At 45.4% G+C, this 19,078-nt stretch carries 18 protein-coding genes and 4 tRNA genes; 14 read left to right on the plus strand and 8 right to left on the minus strand.

All coding sequences use genetic code 11. From position 1 onward, the window contains the following. Positions 1–117 precede the first annotated feature (117 nt). Entirely contained in the window at positions 118–1,191 is a 1,074-nt protein-coding gene (locus H6F63_RS09335) for a Gfo/Idh/MocA family oxidoreductase (RefSeq protein WP_190444339.1), read from the plus strand. 50 nt (positions 1,192–1,241) lie between these two features. Here H6F63_RS09335 and H6F63_RS09340 read toward each other — a convergent pair whose 3' ends face one another. The 3 genes from H6F63_RS09340 to H6F63_RS09350 all read right to left on the minus strand — a co-directional run bounded on the left by H6F63_RS09340 (position 1,242) and on the right by H6F63_RS09350 (position 2,724). Then, positions 1,242–2,186, minus strand: coding sequence for a GDSL-type esterase/lipase family protein (locus H6F63_RS09340; protein WP_190636776.1), 945 nt, complete (start codon positions 2,184–2,186; stop codon positions 1,242–1,244). 129 nt (positions 2,187–2,315) lie between these two features. Further along, a complete protein-coding gene (locus tag H6F63_RS09345; RefSeq protein ID WP_190636778.1) occupies positions 2,316–2,456 on the minus strand; it encodes a tetratricopeptide repeat protein in 141 nt (46 codons plus the stop codon). A gap of 1 nt (position 2,457) precedes the next feature. After that, positions 2,458–2,724: a tetratricopeptide repeat protein gene (locus H6F63_RS09350; protein WP_190636780.1), complete on the minus strand. Its 267-nt coding sequence runs from the start codon at positions 2,722–2,724 to the stop codon at positions 2,458–2,460. A 181-nt stretch (positions 2,725–2,905) separates the two neighbouring features. On the opposite strand from H6F63_RS09350, the gene H6F63_RS09355 reads away from it, so the two are divergent. From H6F63_RS09355 to H6F63_RS09375, 5 genes are all read left to right on the plus strand, one after another. Continuing rightward, positions 2,906–3,043 carry a hypothetical protein gene (locus H6F63_RS09355; protein WP_190444193.1) on the plus strand — a complete coding sequence of 46 codons (138 nt, stop codon included), beginning with the start codon at positions 2,906–2,908 and terminating at the stop codon, positions 3,041–3,043. Between the two features lie 385 nt (positions 3,044–3,428). Continuing rightward, positions 3,429–5,246 carry an ABC transporter ATP-binding protein gene (locus tag H6F63_RS09360; RefSeq protein WP_190636782.1) on the plus strand — a complete coding sequence of 606 codons (1,818 nt, stop codon included), beginning with the start codon at positions 3,429–3,431 and terminating at the stop codon, positions 5,244–5,246. Positions 5,247–5,405: 159 nt separating this feature from the next. Then, complete coding sequence (locus H6F63_RS09365) at positions 5,406–6,515, plus strand: hemolysin family protein (RefSeq protein ID WP_347276783.1); 1,110 nt, start codon at positions 5,406–5,408, stop codon at positions 6,513–6,515. Positions 6,516–6,615: 100 nt separating this feature from the next. Next, a tRNA-Tyr gene (locus tag H6F63_RS09370) sits at positions 6,616–6,700 on the plus strand. 54 nt (positions 6,701–6,754) lie between these two features. Next, positions 6,755–6,826, plus strand: a tRNA-Thr gene (locus H6F63_RS09375). A gap of 265 nt (positions 6,827–7,091) precedes the next feature. On the opposite strand, the gene H6F63_RS09380 is transcribed toward H6F63_RS09375, so the two are convergent. Beyond that, positions 7,092–7,165 (minus strand) — tRNA-Arg (locus H6F63_RS09380). Between the two features lie 313 nt (positions 7,166–7,478). Here H6F63_RS09380 and H6F63_RS09385 point away from each other — a divergent pair. The 5 genes from H6F63_RS09385 (at position 7,479) to cutA (ending at position 12,310) form a co-directional block, all read left to right on the plus strand. Next, the gene (locus tag H6F63_RS09385; protein WP_190424318.1) at positions 7,479–8,138 is read left to right on the plus strand and encodes an Npun_F0813 family protein; all 660 of its coding nucleotides are present in this window, start codon (positions 7,479–7,481) and stop codon (positions 8,136–8,138) included. 148 nt (positions 8,139–8,286) lie between these two features. After that, positions 8,287–9,372, plus strand: coding sequence for a hypothetical protein (locus tag H6F63_RS09390; RefSeq protein ID WP_190636784.1), 1,086 nt, complete (start codon positions 8,287–8,289; stop codon positions 9,370–9,372). Between the two features lie 8 nt (positions 9,373–9,380). After that, a complete protein-coding gene (locus H6F63_RS09395) occupies positions 9,381–10,388 on the plus strand; it encodes a hypothetical protein (protein ID WP_190636786.1) in 1,008 nt (335 codons plus the stop codon). Between the two features lie 614 nt (positions 10,389–11,002). After that, positions 11,003–11,905 carry a pentapeptide repeat-containing protein gene (locus tag H6F63_RS09400; RefSeq protein WP_190636901.1) on the plus strand — a complete coding sequence of 301 codons (903 nt, stop codon included), beginning with the start codon at positions 11,003–11,005 and terminating at the stop codon, positions 11,903–11,905. Positions 11,906–11,971: 66 nt separating this feature from the next. Next, on the plus strand, positions 11,972–12,310 hold the full coding sequence (gene cutA, locus H6F63_RS09405; protein ID WP_190636788.1) for a divalent-cation tolerance protein CutA: 339 nt from the start codon (positions 11,972–11,974) through the stop codon (positions 12,308–12,310). Between the two features lie 159 nt (positions 12,311–12,469). Here cutA and H6F63_RS09410 read toward each other — a convergent pair whose 3' ends face one another. The 3 genes from H6F63_RS09410 to H6F63_RS09420 all read right to left on the minus strand — a co-directional run bounded on the left by H6F63_RS09410 (position 12,470) and on the right by H6F63_RS09420 (position 14,452). Next, entirely contained in the window at positions 12,470–13,411 is a 942-nt protein-coding gene (locus H6F63_RS09410; RefSeq protein ID WP_190636903.1) for an ADP-ribosylglycohydrolase family protein, read from the minus strand. Beyond that, a complete protein-coding gene (locus tag H6F63_RS09415; RefSeq protein WP_190636790.1) occupies positions 13,401–14,105 on the minus strand; it encodes a PD-(D/E)XK nuclease family protein in 705 nt (234 codons plus the stop codon). The genes H6F63_RS09410 and H6F63_RS09415 overlap by 11 nt, the downstream gene beginning before the upstream one ends. Before the next feature lie 275 nt (positions 14,106–14,380). Beyond that, positions 14,381–14,452 (minus strand) — tRNA-Thr (locus H6F63_RS09420). A gap of 113 nt (positions 14,453–14,565) precedes the next feature. Between H6F63_RS09420 and H6F63_RS09425 the strand changes: the two genes are divergently transcribed. Together H6F63_RS09425 and H6F63_RS09430 are read left to right on the plus strand one after the other, a co-directional pair. Then, positions 14,566–14,856: a DUF3493 domain-containing protein gene (locus H6F63_RS09425; RefSeq protein ID WP_190444200.1), complete on the plus strand. Its 291-nt coding sequence runs from the start codon at positions 14,566–14,568 to the stop codon at positions 14,854–14,856. Positions 14,857–15,028: 172 nt separating this feature from the next. Further along, a complete protein-coding gene (locus H6F63_RS09430; RefSeq protein WP_199297901.1) occupies positions 15,029–15,823 on the plus strand; it encodes an FHA domain-containing protein in 795 nt (264 codons plus the stop codon). Positions 15,824–16,017: 194 nt separating this feature from the next. Here H6F63_RS09430 and recA read toward each other — a convergent pair whose 3' ends face one another. Next, positions 16,018–17,100, minus strand: coding sequence for a recombinase RecA (gene recA / locus H6F63_RS09435; protein WP_190444201.1), 1,083 nt, complete (start codon positions 17,098–17,100; stop codon positions 16,018–16,020). Positions 17,101–17,833: 733 nt separating this feature from the next. Here recA and xseA point away from each other — a divergent pair. After that, entirely contained in the window at positions 17,834–19,075 is a 1,242-nt protein-coding gene (xseA, locus tag H6F63_RS09440; RefSeq protein WP_190636792.1) for an exodeoxyribonuclease VII large subunit, read from the plus strand. Positions 19,076–19,078 lie beyond the last annotated feature (3 nt).

A 19,078-nucleotide genomic window follows, 5' to 3' on the forward strand; every position in this document is an offset into this window, starting at 1 on the left:
TTGAAATTCTTCACAAATGAAGGCACTATGGTACCATCTGGATCGTCTCAGGCAAGTAACTATTGCTAATTGACCTATATACAGGTGGTGGAGGAGCATACAGGAGTGCAAGATAGCATATCAGGAAGATACCCAGAGGCTCATTTACAGCGCAACCAGCCGCAACCAATCCGCATTGGCGTAATTGGAGTAGGCAATATGGGGCAGCATCACACCCGCGTTCTAAGTCTCCTTAAAGACGTTGAACTGATTGGTGTGGCAGATATTAATGTTGAGCGGGGTTTGGACACTGCAAGTAAATATCGCGTCCGCTTTTTTGAAGACTATCATGACTTAATCCCATATGTAGATGCCGTTTGCATTGCTGTTCCCACAAGGCTGCATCACGATGTGGGAATGACCTGTCTGCAAGCAGGGATTCATGTCTTGATTGAAAAGCCAATTGCTGCCAATATTGCCGAGGCTGAATCTCTGGTAAATGCGGCAGCCGATTCTCACTGTATTCTACAAGTGGGACACATTGAGCGTTTTAACCCGGCTTTTCAAGAACTCAGCAAGGTTCTGAAAACAGAAGAATTGCTGGCTCTAGAGGCTCATCGCATGAGTCCCTATTCTCAAAGGGCTAACGATGTCTCTGTGGTTTTGGATTTGATGATTCATGACATCGATCTTTTACTGGAACTGGCAGCTGCGCCAGTGGTTAAGTTGACAGCTAGTGGTAGTCGTGCTTCTGATTCTGGTTATTTAGATTATGTAACTGCGACCCTTGGCTTTGCTAATGGTATTGTGGCTACGTTAACAGCCAGTAAGGTGACACACCGCAAAATTCGCCGGATTGCTGCCCATTGCAAAAATTCCCTTACTGAGGCAGATTTTCTCAATAATGAAATTCTGATTCATCGGCAAACAACCGCCAATTATATGACGGAATATGGGCAGGTGCTTTATCGGCAGGATGGGTTAATTGAGAAGGTTTATACCAGTAATATTGAGCCACTGCACGCGGAGTTAGAGCATTTTGTTAGTTGTGTGCGGGGTGGTAAACAACCTTCCGTAGGTGGCGAACAGGCGCTTAAGGCTCTGCGTTTGGCAAGTTTAATTGATCAGTTGGCTCTCGATGGTCAGGTTTGGCAGGAACCGGACTGGGAGAGTCGTTGTTTGAGTTCTCCAAGTGTGGCGATTTCCTATTGAGACAATTAAAAATGCCAAATTAAAAATTAAAAATTGAGTAATCCCTATTTTTAATTTTTAATTGGCAACGATCGCCCAATTTCTTGATTAACCAGCTGATTTCCTTCGATGCTGAGGTGTATATGATCTCGGTACAAGGTTTGAGGCTGCTGTTTTAAGTTGAAAATTGGTAGAAAATCTAGGTAAGCAATATTTTGCGCCTTTGTCAAGTCAATCAGGCGCTTTCTTGCTTCCAATTCATAATCGCGGGGGCCAGGTTCGCCGATTTCTCGCTTTAGAGGTGTCATCGCAAGCATTAAGTTGGCACCTTTTTGATCTGCTATTGTCTTAATTTGTCGGATTGCTTCTAGATTAAATCCGACGCGATCGCCTGATTCTGCGTTCACCTGTGCCATCTCTGAGGGGGGCTTGTATGGCAATAAGTAGCGGCTGAAGGCTTCTACTATCCCAAGCGGCGGTTTCTGGCTGGGGTAGAAGCGATCGCGCCCTACTGGTATCGAAGTTGGAGCCGTACCGAATAAATCGTCGGTATTAATCAGTAATACAATTATCTGAGCGTCAAACGTACCAAATCGCTTGATGTAAGCTAATTCATTACGCGGACACCAGGAATTCGCTGAAGCGTTGAGAACTTCCACCTGTTTAAAAGTATTACTATTGATAGATGATTCCAACAGCTTAGTCAGCATTGCCGAAAGCGTATTGGTTTGATCCGTCCACCAGCCACCATTAGCGATGGAATCTCCCAACAACAGCACCCGCATCGTAGACTCTGGGAGAGTTTCGGTTATTTCCGGGCTTCGCATCGAATATTGATTTATTTCTATCCGGTTCCCAAACCTGCGAGTCCGCTGATTCGGTGCTAATAAATAACCAATCTGCTCATCGGCAACGTAAATGAGGGGATTACCAAAACCAAACAGCAGGCGCAATCCCACTTCTACTACCACTACCAACCCCACAACAACTGCTAAAATAACCAGCGCAATTTTCACGGATAATCTCCCTCAACGACAAAGTTATTAATATGCCCAACGACTGAAGTCGTGGCTACATAAACAAAGCCCGGATGGTGCGCGGGCTAGAGTGATGTTTTGTAGACTCTACAGGTGCAAAATATAAGTTTATCTCTGCTTTTTGAGCTGTTGCTGCACTTTTTTGAGATTATCTTCAGCTTCTACATAATTAGGGTCTAATTGCACAGCTTGCTTAAACTCTTCAATAGCTTCTGTCAATTTTCCTTGGTGATGGAGTGCTAAACCCAAATTATGGTGAACCGAAGCAGCTGGTGCTTCTAGCGTATCTGCTAAACTTAAAGCTTGATGATAGGCAGCGATCGCTTCTTAGTAGATTGTTGTAAGCAGGAGAATTATTAGGATCAAGTTGAGTAGCTTGACGGTAAGAAGCGATCGCCTCCTCCAGTTGGTTCTGGTTGTATAGCACGTTACCTCGATCGCTGTAGTAAGCAGCATTTTTATAGCCCCAAGCAGTGAACAGAAGTGCTGTCGCCAGCGCCAAAGTTAATGGGATCAATAACTTGGAACTTCGGATTATCCACCTCAATCCCAATCAAAAGTCGCCTCCATCTTACCCCAACCCATTTATGACCCATTTGGGTGATAGACGAGCGCCCTATCACCCGCTAACCTAGTGATGGATAGGATAAACTTTACAAATATTTGCTAATCTTCGATAAAAGGAGGATCGCCGCGCTATGTCAGACTTGAATCGTGGAATTATGAAGTTTAAGGGAGCTGATAGCCCAACAGCGATCGCTATCTCATCTGTGCTGGTTTTGGGCGGTATTGGTTTCCTCATTTGGTGGGCGCTTCAATCAGCCTACGCCGTGTAATCTTCAAGGTGAGGATACTACCAATGCTGATAAAGCCATAAATTCAAGCCTTCGGCTTATTTCAACGTTCCTGTAATCATCCCTGTTTTAGGGATAGAATTTTCACGACGTGCAATTTATTCTTTCTTATCTCCTTTTGAAGGAAGATAAAGAAGATTAGGAAGATAGAATCTTTCTTAGCTCCTATTAAAAAGGGGTTCTGCGGAGTATAGGCTGAATATAATAAGCGGCATATCTCCCTTTTTAATAGGGAAAGTAACCTTTGGATTTGCACATCGCGTAACTTCTGTATTTAACCCAAAAAACTTTTAATTAGTTTTTCAGAGTCGCTTTTGTGAGCTTAACTCTGTAATTTCTTGCGGAAATTTTTCACAACTAAAGAATTATGGCAAGCATTCGGGATATCCTTGGTTATTACCGAAAATATTGGGCGATCGCGTGTTTTAGTATCGCCGCAGCTAGTATTTTTGAAATCGTCGATCTAGCGGTTCCTTACGCCATCGGACAGATTCTTAATGTGCTGTCCAATCAACCGCTAGATAAAGCATTGCAGAATGCGATCGCATTCGCAGCGGATATTACCAATTTACCAGCAAATCAGTTCTTTTCCCTATCCGTACTGATGGGTTTAATCTTCCTTGTCACCGTAGTTAGAGCGCCAGTTCAGACTTGGACGAGTTGGTGGTTCCATTGGGATATAGCCTTGCGATCGCGTCGAGATCAAGCCCAAAAAACTCTAGAAAAAATCCTCACTCTGCCCTTAGAATTTTATGAAGAAAACAACCCCGGACGTATTGCCGGACGAGTTGCTAAAGGACTAGAAAACCACACCTGGACTTACCCAGAAATTGCCGGACAGTTTATTCCCAAGCTATTCCGAGTCCTGGGTATATTTGGAATTATCTGGCTAATCGAGTGGCGCATTGCTTTAATATTTCTAGTTTCGTTCCTGTTTATCCTCAGCTTCAGCCTCAGAGGTTTAAAGCACCTGATGCAACAAGAACGACAGCTAGATAAATACATGGAAAATACCCAAAGCCGCACCTCGGAAATCGTCACCAACATCAAAACAGTCAAAGCATTTGCCACAGAAGGCATAGAAATCAAACGGCAACGACAACGCTTAAACCGCGAGTTTAAAGTAGTTGATTACCGCATTCACCTCGGTTACATCAAACTCGCCACTTGGCAAAAGACTATCATTCAGTTTTGTGTTTTGATGGTGCTAGGTTTGACTCTCGACGCTGCACTAAAAGGACAGATTTCACTTGGTCACTTCGTCACGACTTTAACCATTTCCAGCATGGCTTATGCAGAGTTGGAACCAATCGCCAACATAGCCGAGATTTTTGCGCGTCGCTATGCCTCAATGCTGCGGTTTCACGAATTTATGCAGCATCCATCTGGGGCGGATGCTGGCGATTTGGCTATAGATTCATCTGCGATTGCCACATCCTATCAATTCACCGGAAAAATCGAATTTTCCCATCTTACTTTTGGCTACGACACCAGCCGCCCAGTTTTACAAAACATCAATCTACTGATTGAACCGTATCAAACTGTAGCTCTAGTAGGTCGTTCAGGATCGGGAAAATCTACCTTAGTTAAACTGCTGTTCCGGTACTTTGAACCCACACAGGGAAGCATTTTAATGGATGGGCAAGACATTCGTACCCTGGATGTCAGCAGCTATCGGCGGCGGTTAGCCATTGTCCACCAAGAAGTAGACATCTTCAACGGCACCTTGCTAGATAATCTCACTTACGGGAACCCCAAAGCCACTTTTGAGCAAGTACAGGAAGCCTGTCGCATTGCCAGAGTAGACGAAGTAATTGAGCATTTGCCGCAAGGTTACTACACCGTTGTCGGGGAGCGGGGAATGCGGCTTTCTGGGGGACAGAGGCAGCGCTTAGGCATTGCCAGGGCGCTCCTGGTAGAACCTGACGTTTTGATCTTTGACGAGGCGACTTCCAGCCTCGACTACGAATCTGAGCGCTCAATTCAGCTTGCCATGCGTAGCATCCTTGGCACCCGCACCACAATCATCATCGCTCATCGATTAAGCACTGTCCGAGAGGCAGATAAAATCGTCGTTCTCGACCAAGGACAAATTGTAGAAGTCGGTAGCCATGCGGAACTACTACGCAGTGAAGGAATTTACCGCCGCTTGCACTCACTACAAGAAACTGGTGAGCTAATGTAAAGTTAAAAGGCAAAAGCTAAAAGGTAAAAGTTAAAAATTTTTCTTTTTCCTTTTGCCTATATTGCTCCAAGATTTCGGGAAGGCGCGATCGCGAGAGCGCTCATCGTCTCTACACCCTTTCTTTGGTGCGCTTTTGTCTTTTGCCTTTTTTATCTTCCCGTGATTTTTTTACCTGTTGGGTCATACATTCTGGTTGCTTCTGATATCGGTCCGCTTTTAGGAAGTGTTTGGCTCGATATCGCAGTTTTGGGATTGATGCTTTTGTTTTCGGCTTTTTTCTCCGGTTCCGAAACCGCTCTGACGGCGCTGGACAATCTTAAGCTCAGGGCGCTGATGAAAGAGCAGAGCGACCTAAGCCGGATGTTCTCGCTGGTACTAGAGAACCGCGCTCGATTTATTACTACCCTCCTTGTCGGCAACAACCTGGTCAATAATTTTTCAGCGATTTTGACCAGTAATTTATTTGCCCTTTGGCTGGGTAATGCGGGTATAGGAATTGCCACCGCTGTTGTCACTTTTCTGGTGTTAATTTTTGGCGAAGTTACACCGAAATCTCTGGCTGTTAACAATGTGATGGCAGTTTTTAAGTTTTCTATTCGCCCGATATACTTGCTTTCAATTGCTTTAGCACCCATCATTTATCTGTTTGAAACTATTGCCCAGAGTGTGATTCGCCTGTTTCAAAGAGGTGCTGTTCAGGAGGGAGAGTCATTAAAAGACCTCCAACTGATGATTGAAATTTTGGGCGGTAAGGGCAAACTGGATTTGGATAAACACCAGCTGCTGAATAAAGCCCTGATGCTGGATAGTCTCAGCGCCCACGATCTCGTCAAGCCCCGGATTGAGATGCGGACTATCTCCCATGAGGCAACTTTGCAGGAATTTGTAAATCTTTGTTTGGAGACGGGATATTCCCGCATCCCCGTGCAGGAGGAGTCTAAGGATCAAATTGTGGGAATTGTTCACCTGAAGCGGGCGCTCCAGCAGCTTAATCAATTGCGAAAAGAAGGGATTGACAATCGACTCGTGACAGAGGCAATGGACCCGCCTGTGTATGTGCCAGACACGAAGCGAGTTGCGAATCTGCTCAAGGAAATGTTGCAACAGCGCCTGCACATTGTGATTGTGGTGGATGAGTATGGTGGCACGGTGGGGCTGATAACGCTGGAAGATATTCTGGAGGAGTTAGTGGGAGAGATTTATGATGAAAGTGATTTTCCGAGTCGGGCGATAACTGTGAGAAATATCCCGCGCTTCGGTGGAAGCTGATTGGGAAAAGTGCGATTCCCAACATCGGAGAACAAATTTGCCCAAAACCCTTTTCAATTTCTAAAAAGCTGTGCTACGATTATTAATCGTGGATCGAAATGGGTCGATGCCCGAGTGGTTAATGGGGGTGGACTGTAAATCCACTGGCTACGCCTACGCTGGTTCAAATCCAGCTCGGCCCACCACAATTTAGGTAAAATGGAAAAAGTAAAAGTTTTATTTTGCCTTTTGCCTTTTTCGCCCGTGTGGCTCAGTGGTAGAGCACACCCTTGGTAAGGGTGAGGTCACGAGTTCAATCCTCGTCACGGGCTTTTAAGAATAGGAAATATAGACTGTATAGCAATTCAAGGGTTGGATGCTTTACATCTGTAAGGATAAGGTAATGCCATCTCCTTACTAAGGTGGACGGAACGCCGGAACCGCCACATATTATATTTCATACTTCACCCAACGGAGAAACGCTATAAAGATTTTAGTTTTTGAAAATAATAGACATCTAGAAGCCCCACTTGTGACTTGTTGATGTCTATATTGGTTTTTTAGGTATAGTCGGGGCTTGAGGGATATTATTTACAACGGGTACGGCAGGACTCGAACCTGCGGCAGGCTGCTTAGAAGGCAGCTACTCTATCCACCTGAGTTACGCACCCACAGAATTCCTATCTTAGTATATAAAATTGTATCTGTGCTGAGTGCCGTAAAGCAAGCCGGAATTTCAAAGGTTTATAAAGTAAGGAGGCTCTTTTGAGCTATAAGAGCAATGTAGACTAGAAACCATTATACGAGAGATGCTTGGATACGATAGTGTATTAGTCAAGGCGATCGCTCTTCGAGCAGACTCACAAGGCAGCGTTGCCGGATTCTAAACCATTACCAGCGCTCTGTAGCCCTTGATCGTTGCGCGGCGATCGCCTATAAGGGACACAGCACCCCCGGCTATGTCAGGAGTCATTTGCCAGTGTCATGTTTATTCTGAAACGGCAGGATGTTGAAATCTCAAGCATTCAGCACCCCAAGCGGGAGCAACAGATCCCAATTCTCAATTATCAGGGGCAGACATTTCGCTTGCTAAGTGTCTTTGCTGCCAATCAAGCAGAAGAAGCCAGAGCCTTTTGGCGCGACCTCACCGATAACCGTGGCAAAGCCTGCGTTTTGCTGGAAGAGCCAGATCGGTATAGTATTTGGGGCAAAATTCGCTTAGAGCAACTAGCAACTGATGCTGGTAGCGATCTCAAAATTACCCCTATAACGCAAGCCTGCCTGTTGCTACTCCAGGCGGTTTACATAGACATTGAAGACCTCTTAGGAAATAGGCAAGCTGGATTATTTCAGAAAGACCTTACTGATGTCTTCCGGCAGTGGCACTTTCCGGGAGCGGATTCGCCGCAAGCGGTGAAAAACTTGCTAACGATGGACCCGCTGACTAGCCTTCAGATTCCCGCTTGGGAAGAACATCATCTGATAACTCTGTTGCAAGAACTTCATCGCCTGGGTAAAGAGTATTTTGGCAATACGAACTTTTCTCAGGGAGTAAAGGATACATTACAAGATATGCAACCAGGGGAGCTGAATCAGTTTATTGAGTGGTTGAATCAATCTCCCCTTGGTAAGCTATGGCGCTAAAGAAAAATGTTTAAGGTAATGTACCGGAGAAAAGCATTGCCAGAGGAGACACTTGCGCTTCCTGAGATGAGATTTTTTAGGCGATTATTCATTTAAATGGTATTTGCCATCGAAACAAAAGCGTGCATCCTTTTTTTTTTGAGGACTTATGAGCAGCTCTTTGGAAAAGTCATCGGAAAATTCATCTACTTGGCAATCCATACTGGGTGTTCAAACCATTGTGATCGCTGGAATTGCCTGGGCGGTACTAGCACTGCTGTATTTTCTGCTGTTTAGCATTTCAGCGCCAGGAGAAGATCGTCCCCTGTGGTACACGATTGGAACTTACATTTTTGAAGAAGTGGCTTATCTAGGCGCAGCAGTGCTGTGTTTTAGAAACTGGCGCTCACCTCAGATTGTCAGCGGGCGTAACGTCTGGCTGGGATTCGGTATGGGAATGTTGTGCTATTTCCTGGGAAACTTGTTGTTTTGCTATTGGGAATTGGTTTTACATCAAGAACCAATTGTGTCGCCGGGGGATTTGTTTTTTGTGCCTGCCTATCTGTTTCTTGGCTGGGGCATGATTTTAGCGGTGATCTCCAGACGATTGAATCTAGAAATTTGGCAGTGGGCAGTTGTGGGCGCGATCGCATTCGTCGGTATTGCCTTGGCACTCTGGCTTTCCTTTGCCCCCCCCAAGCAGTCAACAGCAGTTTCAGTTGACTCACTACCTACTTCTTCAACGCAAGTGGCTAATGCGAATTTAGCTAAGAAAGCGAATGCCTACGGCACGCCCACGGCCTACCCTGCTACCAAAGCACCAGCAGTCAAAACCGCGAAATCAGCACAAGGTAAAGCCTCTGCTACAGGGGTTCTAGCTGCTACTGCTGAGCCAGCACCGCCCCCAGCCTGGGTTATATCCGTGGAAAAACTACTAGAACCATTGGCGGGATTTTTAAACATCTTCTACGTAGTTATCGATATCTTCCTCTTGATTATTGCTGCAACCGTATTGTTAGCCTTTTGGGGGGGACGCTTTTCCCAATCTTGGAGGATGATAGCAGGAGCAGCTTTTTCCTACTATGTTGCCGATATGTGGCTTAAATACGCCGATACTTACATTGGCGATGAATACCAAAGTGGTGGACTATTGGAAGTGTTCTGGGTTTTCAGCGGTGTGCTTTTTGCCATCGGTGCTGCCCTAGAATTTGACACCTCCAGTCGTTCTCGCCGCAGCGGACGCAAACGTGCTTAAAAAGTGGCATGAGTGTGAGAAAACTCTCAGAATCAGATAAACGCGAAATCCTTAACCTATATCGACAGCCAGGAGAGACAACCTCAACCCTGGCTACTCGTTATGATGTCAGTAACTCGACAATTAGCCGCCTCCTGAAAAATCGTCTGTCCGAGAAGGAATATGAAGGTCTGATCCAGCAAAAGCGGGCTACTCGTAGCCATAGCAGCGTTTCGGAACCAACAGCCTCTGAGGAAGACGAACCACAAGAGACGTTGCCAGAAACCTTTGCACAAACCGAAAAAATTGAAGAACCCTCTGCGGAAATCTTTAACTCCGAACGGCGACGTCGCAGGCGCTCGTCAGTGGAATCTTCGCTAGAGACAATAGACAGTACGGAGGAGGAAGAAAACCTTCCTTCCTCAGAGCTTCTTGGGACATCGTCCGAGCCACTGTTCGAGGTGGCAGTTGATTCAGCACAGACAGGTGGTGCCGAACGGCTGGATGATGATAATTACGCTGCCGAAGCCGAAGCCAGCGTCATAGAAGAGATGCTCTTAGAAGACCTGAGAGCTTTAGACAACGACGAGGACGACGAAGACGACGAGGACGACGAGGACGACGAGGACGCAGATTTAGAAGACCTCGAAGACGAGGATTGGGACGATGATCCGCCAACGCCAAAGATTGGGCATCAAAGAGGAATGTTACGCGGTGAAAACCGCGAAGGAGTTCAAGTTTTACCGCTGTCCAACGCGGTGCTTCCCAAAATTTGCTATTTAGTCGTTGACCGTGCGGCAGAGTTAATCTCTCGTCCTCTCAAAGAGTTCAGCGATCTGGGACAAATTCCTCCCCAGGAGTTTCAGCAGAGAACGCTACCAGTTTTCGACAATCACCGGGTAGCTAGACGGTTTTCTAACCGCACTCAACGAGTGATTAAGGTTCCAGATGGCAAGATGCTTCAGAAAACTTGTTCTCAACTGCAAGCTAAGGGAATTACCCGCTTGCTGATTGATGGTCAAGTTTACTCTTTGTAAGGGGCAGTTATGAAAAGCTGGCACGTTCTCCAACATGATTGCTGTTCTCTAACGCTTCTGCCAGCCTGGTAACCAGTGTTTGTACCTGCCCAATGTAAGCGTCTTGCCTACGGCAAGACGCTTACATTGGCTTGTTGTCAGCTAACTCCTGTCGCCGCTTACGCATCGCTGGAGCATTAATCTTGCAGAGTGGCAATTAAAAATAGCTGCATATAGATTCGGTGGGATTTTTTATTCCAATCCCCCAAAACCCATATTAAGCAGTTAATTAATAAATTTAGAACCGCTTATAGCCTAACTGACTACCGTATTTTTACTGAAAATAATTAGAGCCATCAATTTATATTAGTAAATTAACTTAAACTATTAAGATTTTAAACTTTCTTAAAGAAAATATTTGTAAAGTGATGCAACTAACCCTTATAAAGCAGGGAGTGGCTGAGAGTAAAATAATTATTAAGACTTAACTGAGCAACGAGTAAAGCTTGATGAAAAAGCAGTTGTAGCTATTAAGGTAGCAACAAACAAAGGCGGCTATTGAGCCAATGAAAGCTGGTATTTCTAGTCTCTTAAACAGTTTATATAACCTTATTAGCAGGGAGAGCGATCGCGCTATGGAAGTGAGCCACCTACTCAGGCTTTACGAAGCAGGACACAGAGACTTTGCAGGTGTAGACCTCAGCGGAGCAGACCTGCGGGGAGTTACTTTAATCGGGGTAAATCTCACAGGCGCTAACCTAATAGGAGCCAAGCTTAGTCGCGCTTTTTTAACCAAGTCAGACCTGACAAAGGCTTCCCTAAATTGGGCGGAGCTGAACTTTGTCAAACTCAGTGAAGGCAAACTCGTAGAGGCAGATTTAACCAAAGCTAACCTTAGCGGGGCGTTTCTGGTGAAGTCTAAACTGCCTGGAGCTAAACTCAGTGGGGCAAATCTGTGCGCCGCCAATCTGCGGGAAGCTAATCTATGGGGAGCAAACTTGAGCGGTGCGAATCTGCAACGGATAAATTTGCGGGAATCAAACTTAAGCGGTGTTAACCTGAACTGGGCAAACTTAACCGAAGCGAGACTCACTGGCGCGAAGTTGTATGGCGCATCTTTAAATAGCGTTAACTTAAGTAGAGCTTTTTTGAAGGGATTAGACTTGGGTGGAGTTGATTTAGAGGGAGTCAACCTCAGGGATGCCAAACTGACTGGCGCTAACCTGGAAGGCTCCAACTTGGTAGCAGCTGATTTGAGTGAAGCGATGCTGCGCGGAGTTAACCTCAAAGGAGCAGACTTAAGGAGCGCTAACTTGGTAAACGCTTGTTTAGAGGGAGCAGATTTAAGCTGGACGATTCTCAGTAAAGCAGATTTTAGCGATGCAAATCTCAGTGAAGCAAAACTGGTAGGAGCAAACCTGGAAGGTGCCAAACTTAGCGGCACTATACTGCCATCAGAAACACTAAACTCCGTCTATTCAGCAAACGTTTTCGCTATGACAGCGTTTGAAGAAGCAGTGGAACAAATGGTTGGATAAAAACTTGACGACGTAGGGACACGACGGTGTTGCGTCCCTACACGAACTAATCATAAATTGCAGATTATGGATAAGGATTTTGCTACAACTGGCTACGGTGTAGTATTAGTAACGGCATCTTCGCAGGAAGAAGCAGAAAAGATAGCCCAAAATTTAGTACAATCTCGTCTGGCTGCTTGTGTTAGCTTGATGCCAGTGCATTCCATCTACACCTGGCAAGGAAAAGTTAACTCAGAACAAGAGTGGCAGCTGGTAATTAAAACAGATTTGGCGCACTTTTCCACCCTAGAAGCTAAGATTCGAGAATTGCACTCTTACGAACTACCAGAAATTATTGCTCTCCCAATTTTGGCTGGTTCTCAACCTTATTTACAGTGGATTTCAGATAACGTGAATGAGATATAAAGCCTAATCCCCAGCCCCCTTATCTTGCAGGGAAGTGGGTGAAAAAAGATAAGGCACGGGGAGCAAAAAGCCCCTTTTATGTAAAAAAAAAATTTTGACTTCCCGCTCTTCTTATGAGGGGTTGTTCTTCAGGTGGAAGTAATTAGGGAGAGGTTTTTCTTAAGTGTAAATAGCTGCTTCCAAACGTCTTCCCAAATCGATAATATCTTCAATTCTGGCAATTGGATTCATCCATTCTTTAGGAATATTTTCTACTCCGTAATAAATTCCAGCTAACCCGCCAGTAACAGCGGCTGTAGTATCAGTATCTTCGCCCAAGTTCACAGCTTTTAAAACAGCCTCAGAATATGAGGAGCTATTTAAAAAACACCATAGAGCAGCCTCTAGTGTATCAATGACATAGCCTGTAGACCGAATATCATCTATCGGTAAAGAAGCAATTTCACCACTGTTAACTCTATAAAAATGATATTTTTCGGAAGCGTATAAAGGGTGAATGTAAATTTCTTGGGCATTGTGAATTCCCTGGAGATAGGCATCTGCTGAAGCCATTCCTTGCAATAAAGAAACGGCGATACTGATATAAATACCGCAGGCAATTTGAGAGCGTAAATGAGCATGAGTGATGCAAGATACTTGATGTACGCACTCAATTAATTTAGGAAAATCTAGAGTTTTGTGATAGTAAGCTAAGGGCAAAATTCGCATCAAGGAACCATTGCCATTACTGTATTCATCTGTACCGCCAGCTTTTACAGGCGGGAAACCCTGTTGCAGACGCTCAAGAGCATCATAGGTGGTATTGCCGATATCGAAAACTTCGCCGTGGGGAGTCCAGTAAGCTTCGTTTAACCAGCCGCAAAAAGAGGATGCGATCGCGTCTATTGAAAACCCGCTACATAGAGATTCTGCTAAACAGAAAGTCAGAGAGCTATCATCTGACCAAGTACCAGGAGGTTGATTATAAGTTCCGTAACCTAGCATGGTTTCTACTGGTGACTTCACCCGCTCTACTCGACTGGTGAATTCGACTGGAACACCCAAAGCATCACCCACACAAACCCCAATCAGTCCTGCCAAGATTTTAGAGCTAGTTTGCATCATTTTTGCTTGCTCCTCGACGCTGCCAAAATTCTGCAATTCTTTTCTGCCATTGTTGCCAGTAAACCATCATTTTATCTGGATCGAACCAGAACACTTCAGCTTGCATTCCCGGAACTGCTACAACCACGCCAGCATGATTTAATTCAATGCCGTACTCTTGATAAAACTGGTTGACCGCGCCGCAGTAAGCTGCCAACTGAATTGGTGCATCATGTAAGCGTTCTGCCGAACCTTTGGGTTTATCAGCAGTTTTCCAATCCAAGACGCACGGAACACCTTTGTAACTAGCGACACAATCCACTCTCCCGGCATAAGTCAAGTCGTAGTGGAAAACAGAACCTTCCACTAAGCGCACTTCGTTGATGTCTTGCAAGACAGACTGGAAGCTCTCCCAGTAGGGTTTAGCTGCGTCTGGACAGGAGACATCCTCACCAAGCAGATAGCGCTGAATGTGCTTGTGGGTGGAAGTACCACGACGACTAGCAGCACCAGAAATGCGATTAGCTTCTTCTACTCCGACTCGGTTGCGCCAATTGAAGAGTGCTTCTCGATCTTCTTGTGGTTTGGTAGCGTTAAGTATGGTTGTGACACTGGGGAAGCGATCGCCCTTAGCATCAACATAGTATTGTTTTCCGTATTCACGCACCGCTTTTGCACGATGATGAGGCAGCAGATTGATATTAAACGGCATTGGCAAATTCTTTTTTCTTTAAAAGGGTTGTCCGGAGGGGAGATTTTGATAACTCCTTCTTTATTTGAACAAGAATAAAAGTAGTGCAATTCTTTGTGGCACATCTAGTCTGTGGACAATCAGAATTAGCCTATCCACTTTTCCAAGCCAAGCGATCGCTGTGAGTTAGCGCTCGCCTGATGATAGTCAAAAGTCAATTTTTTTATTTAGTTCGGATATAAATTACTTATACTATCTGAAACCCTGTATTTTTCTAGGGTTCAGAGGTTTTTTAAAGCCGATGGTGAGATTTGAACTCACGACCAACTGATTACGAATCAGCTACTCTACCGCTGAGCTACACCGGCACTGCCAGCTTTTTATTATAACTGATGGAGAATCATTTCTGACAATAAGCTTTTATCCCAATGTTCGGTGCCATCGTGTAAAGATAGACTTAGATATGGGGGTATCGAGACTGATGGCACCAAATTTAAAAAATCGTAATAGTAATAGCAGAAACAATCAGCGAGTTGATCCTGAACTATATAAGCGCCTGAAAGCTGAAGCAGCCTCTCCCTACCGGGGTTTGAGGCAATTTGTTTACGTGGCGTGCGGTGCATCTGGCTTCATTGGCGCGGTTGTTTTCTTCGCCCAATTAGCAGCAGGAAGGGAAATCGCCTCAGCCATTCCTAACTTGGGGCTACAAATTGGCGTTGTTGCCCTGATGGTTTGGCTGTTTCGCTTAGAGCAAAAAGCTGAACGTAAGTAATAAAGAAAAACAGTTCCCGTAATCCTGCGGATTCCTCTAAAGAGTAAGGCGATCTAAGCTAGAAGAGGGGGTAGTCAAGCATTTTATCATTTCTGTGGGGTGTAATCTACTTTAATTAACTAAACCAGCGTGACTTCAGAACTAGCAATTCTAAACTTCCTGCTGACTGGTTATGGTCGTACCAGCAGAAGCCTTACCTAAAATTGAGTTCATCGCATACATGGAACTAGAACAACGCTTGGGTCTGTATCAGGTATTCCTTAAGCTCTACGAGCATCATCATGGTTTACTAGATGAGATCCTCAAGCTGGAAAATACGGGCAACAAATTTGTAAACGGGCTTGCACCTCGGTATATCCAAGGTGTCGTGCAAGATCGGCAAGTGTATCTGGTTACAAACTTAGTGGACGCTAAAACCCAGATGTTGTTTCAGCCGCAGGGGGTCTGGACGTTGGGAAGGTCGCGCCAGGTTGCTATGCCAATTGCTGATCGGCGGTTGTCTCGTCAACACGCAGTTATTCAATATATTGAAGACGATGGTTTTTATTTGGTTGACCTAAACAGTACAAATGGTACTTTTGTCAATGGGGAACCAGTTTATCAGCGAATTCTTCTCAAAGATGGCGATCGCGTCCGTCTCGGAAGTCTTGCTTTTTCCTTCTTTTTCGGCAGCAACACCGTTATGCTGGGCAATGTCCCTCCATACTTAATAGCGGAACTCAACGCTATCTCCAAGGCAGAAGCATCTGACACCCCAGAAGATGCAGAGGCACCTACATCTTCTATAAAATCTAGAGATAAGCAAACTAATCATCCCGGAGATACTTCCATCTTCCTGAAATCATCAGATATCAATGATGAGCTAATAGCTTCTGCTATCGAGCCTCAGTTAAGCCCCACACAACAGTCAGAAATTCTAGACCGCTTTTTCAGTAGGCGAATTTCAGATGCTGGTACTCAGAAATAGTCGCTATGAATTTTAGATTTTATGTTAAAAAACCCGTTTTCTTTGAGAAAACGGGTTTTTTATATCATTAGATTGCGTTGAGGCACCTTGCTCAAGATAATCAAGAAAAAGTTGGGTAACGCTTGCGCTCTACCCAACCTAAAATCATTCTTAATCTCACTGTATTCAGAGGATGATTTACTTCCGAAAAGTTCTTAATCTTCCTCTAGCATTTCATCGTCTACATCCACGTCCTCAGCGTCAACTCGTGAGACGGTATTTGCTGCAACCACAGCTCCCATTTCAAGTTTTTGACGCACTTTCTGCTCAATGTCTTTAATAAGTTCAGAGTTCTCTTCCAGGTACTTAATGCTGTTATCCCGACCTTGGGCGATGTTCTCACCGTTGTAGCTGTACCAAGCTCCCTTACGGGTAATCACTCCAGTTTGTTCGGCGAGGTCAACCAAACAGCCTAGTGTCGAAATGCCCTTGCCAAAGATAATGTCAAATTCCGCGATGCGGAAAGGAGGGGCAACTTTATTTTTGGCAATTTTGACTTTGGCACGGATACCGAATTCTTCATTGCCTTTTTTCAGGGTTTGAATCCGCCGAATATCCAGACGCACTGAAGCGTAGAACTTCAGAGCATTGCCTCCAGTGGTGGTTTCTGGGTTGCCGTAGGTAACGCCAATCTTTTGCCGCAGCTGGTTGAGGAAAACTACCGTGCAGCCGGATTTACCAATGTTCCCAGTGATTTTACGCAGGGCTTGGCTCATCAAGCGTGCTTGTAAGCCCATGTGAGAGTCGCCCATTTCGCCTTCAATTTCAGCGCGAGGCACTAAGGCAGCAACAGAGTCAACAACCACAATGTCAACGGCAGCAGAACGAACCAACTGATCGACGATTTCTAGGGCAGATTCGCCATTATCAGGTTGGGAAACTAGGAGATTTTCAATATCAACGCCCAGTACGGCGGCATAAGCGGGGTCAAGAGCGTGTTCGGCATCGACAAAGGCAGCGACACCACCCGATCTTTGGACTTCCGCGATCGCGTGCAGAGCGACAGTTGTTTTACCAGAACTTTCCGGGCCATAGATTTCAATCACCCGCCCCTTCGGCAAGCCGCCGCCCAAGGCTAAGTCCAGGGTCAGCGCACCGCTGGGGATCGTCTCTACCCTCATGCGAGTTGCATCGCCCAAGCGCATGATTGCTCCCTTGCCAAAGCTACGCTCAATTTGGTTTAGCACCAGGCTCAGGGCTTTTTCCTTGTCGGGATTGTTCGTGATTTGGATAGCCATTAATGCCTCAAGAACAGAATCAGGAGTGGTGATTTTACTTTTGCACTTAGCAATAGTAGCTTTTGTGCGGGCTGCTCCGCCTCACGGACTGGAGCTTCCTGTTTCAATGGCTGTTGACTTCAAAGCAAACAAGCTTTTGCGCCTCTACAGCCTCCACAGGCAGATACGATGATATCCACCGCCTTTTTACGATACATAATGAATGCTTGTTTGAGCTTTTCACTCAGGTTTTACCCTTTTTTTGGGTTCTTGAGTGAGTAGGTTTTTCCACCGATGGCATTGCCCCATTTAGGTTCATCACCAAAGCTGAAAAATGCCCAAAACAGCTACAAAATTTAACTTCCAGCTATTTTTATTCTACCACTTTTGGTGGCAAATTAGAGCGCCATCGCCCTTTCCTCCTGCTATACCCTGGATACTGGTGTATCCTGACCAAGCTAGAGATATGAACCTATATTGTAGTTCAAATGTTCTACTGTCAACCGAAAGCTGAGGGATAAATTGAACAAAAAACGCCTGATGCTTGGAGAGAATAGAACTCAAGCATCGGGTAGTACATCTCAAGTCACCAAGTTTGGGTGCAAATGCTGAAGTTCTAACAAATTTAGCCAAAAGTTCCTGATTCATCTCAATCTCGCTACCCTAGAGACATAATTAGCATGACAGCAAGTGATTTAAGGCATCTTCTGCATCCACGAGGGCTACAATTTCTATATTTTTCTTTCTTCAAGCGATGAACCACTATATTCCTAACCAGCTGGTTCCAGATACAGCTGTGTCGGTGGCTGGGTTAACATCCTACATACAGCAGCTCTTAGAGCCAGATGAGCAGTTGCGGCAAGTCTGGGTGACTGGGGAAGTCTCAAGTGCATCCAAGTATCCCAGCGGGCTATTCTTCACGCTCCAAGACCCGGACGCTAAGGCGACAATTAGTTGTGTGGTATGGAAAAGCCAGCTAAACAAATTAATGCAACTGCCAGTTCAGGGGGAGCAGTTGATTATTTTAGGTAGTATTCGAGTTTATCCACAGCGAGGACAATATCAACTAATTGTTTGGCAAGCATTACCTGCGGGAGAAGGGTTGCAGGCGTTGCGTTATCGGCAGCTGCGAAATCGGCTGGAGGCAGAAGGGTTGTTTGATCCAGAACGCAAGCGATCGCTTCCTACCCATCCTCAAACTATCGCTGTTGTCACCTCACCGCAAGCGGCCGCCTGGGGTGACATTCAACGCACACTCAAGCAACGTTATCCAGGTTTACACGTCTTATTTTCACCAGCATTAGTACAGGGCGAACAAGCACCACTATCTATTTTGGCAGCGATTGAGCGGGTGGAACGAGATGGTCGCGCCGAGGTGCTAATTTTGTCTCGTGGTGGTGGTGCGGTGGAGGAGTTGACTTGCTTTAATGATGAACGAGTAGTGAAAGCGATCGCTAATTGTTCTATCCCTGTACTCACTGGAATTGGTCATCAGAGAGATGAATCTTTGGCTGACTTGGTTGCTGATGCCTATGCTCATACTCCCACAGCCGCCGCTGAACAAGCGGTTCCAGAACTCGCGACTCTTTACGCCGAACACCGAGAACGCATTGAAGCGTTGAATGAGGCTGTGAATGAACAGTTGCAAACCAGCCTTTCCCAACTGCAACGACTCAAAAACTCGTTGCAGCGTTTGCCAATAGATCGGCAAATTCGGCAAGAAAAGCAAGGAATCGCCTGGAAGCGTCAACAACTGGTGCAGGTGACAACACAGCATCTCCAACACGCAAGCCAGCACACCCAGATGTTGCGGCAAAAACTAACCACTCTCGATCCGCAAAGCGTCCTTGCCAGAGGCTACGCCGTCGTAAGGCAACAAGATGGCGCGATCGCTCGTTCTACTGATGGGTTAGAACTGGGACAGGAACTACAAATTCAGTTGAATAAAGGACAAATAAAAGTCAAAATTAGTGAAATTATAGATACAAAAGAGTAGTTT

Source organism: Trichocoleus sp. FACHB-40 (genome assembly GCF_014695915.1).
Taxonomy (GTDB): Bacteria; Cyanobacteriota; Cyanobacteriia; order Cyanobacteriales; family FACHB-T130; genus Funiculus; species Funiculus sociatus.

Excerpts from the sequence above, each read along its gene's own strand:
- H6F63_RS09355 (WP_190444193.1), top strand. The coding sequence starts at position 2,906 with ATGTCAGACTTGAATCGTGGAATTATGAAGTTTAAGGGAGCTGATAGC.
- H6F63_RS09395 (WP_190636786.1), top strand. The coding sequence starts at position 9,381 with ATGAGTGTGAGAAAACTCTCAGAATCAGATAAACGCGAAATCCTTAAC.
- H6F63_RS09425 (WP_190444200.1), top strand. The coding sequence starts at position 14,566 with ATGGCACCAAATTTAAAAAATCGTAATAGTAATAGCAGAAACAATCAG.
- xseA (WP_190636792.1), top strand. The coding sequence starts at position 17,834 with ATGAACCACTATATTCCTAACCAGCTGGTTCCAGATACAGCTGTGTCG.
- H6F63_RS09430 (WP_199297901.1), top strand. The coding sequence starts at position 15,029 with ATGGTCGTACCAGCAGAAGCCTTACCTAAAATTGAGTTCATCGCATAC.
- H6F63_RS09400 (WP_190636901.1), top strand. The coding sequence starts at position 11,003 with ATGGAAGTGAGCCACCTACTCAGGCTTTACGAAGCAGGACACAGAGAC.
- recA (WP_190444201.1), bottom strand. The coding sequence starts at position 17,100 with ATGGCTATCCAAATCACGAACAATCCCGACAAGGAAAAAGCCCTGAGC.
- H6F63_RS09390 (WP_190636784.1), top strand. The coding sequence starts at position 8,287 with ATGAGCAGCTCTTTGGAAAAGTCATCGGAAAATTCATCTACTTGGCAA.
- H6F63_RS09410 (WP_190636903.1), bottom strand. The coding sequence starts at position 13,411 with ATGCAAACTAGCTCTAAAATCTTGGCAGGACTGATTGGGGTTTGTGTG.
- H6F63_RS09360 (WP_190636782.1), top strand. The coding sequence starts at position 3,429 with ATGGCAAGCATTCGGGATATCCTTGGTTATTACCGAAAATATTGGGCG.
- H6F63_RS09415 (WP_190636790.1), bottom strand. The coding sequence starts at position 14,105 with ATGCCGTTTAATATCAATCTGCTGCCTCATCATCGTGCAAAAGCGGTG.
- H6F63_RS09385 (WP_190424318.1), top strand. The coding sequence starts at position 7,479 with ATGTTTATTCTGAAACGGCAGGATGTTGAAATCTCAAGCATTCAGCAC.
- cutA (WP_190636788.1), top strand. The coding sequence starts at position 11,972 with ATGGATAAGGATTTTGCTACAACTGGCTACGGTGTAGTATTAGTAACG.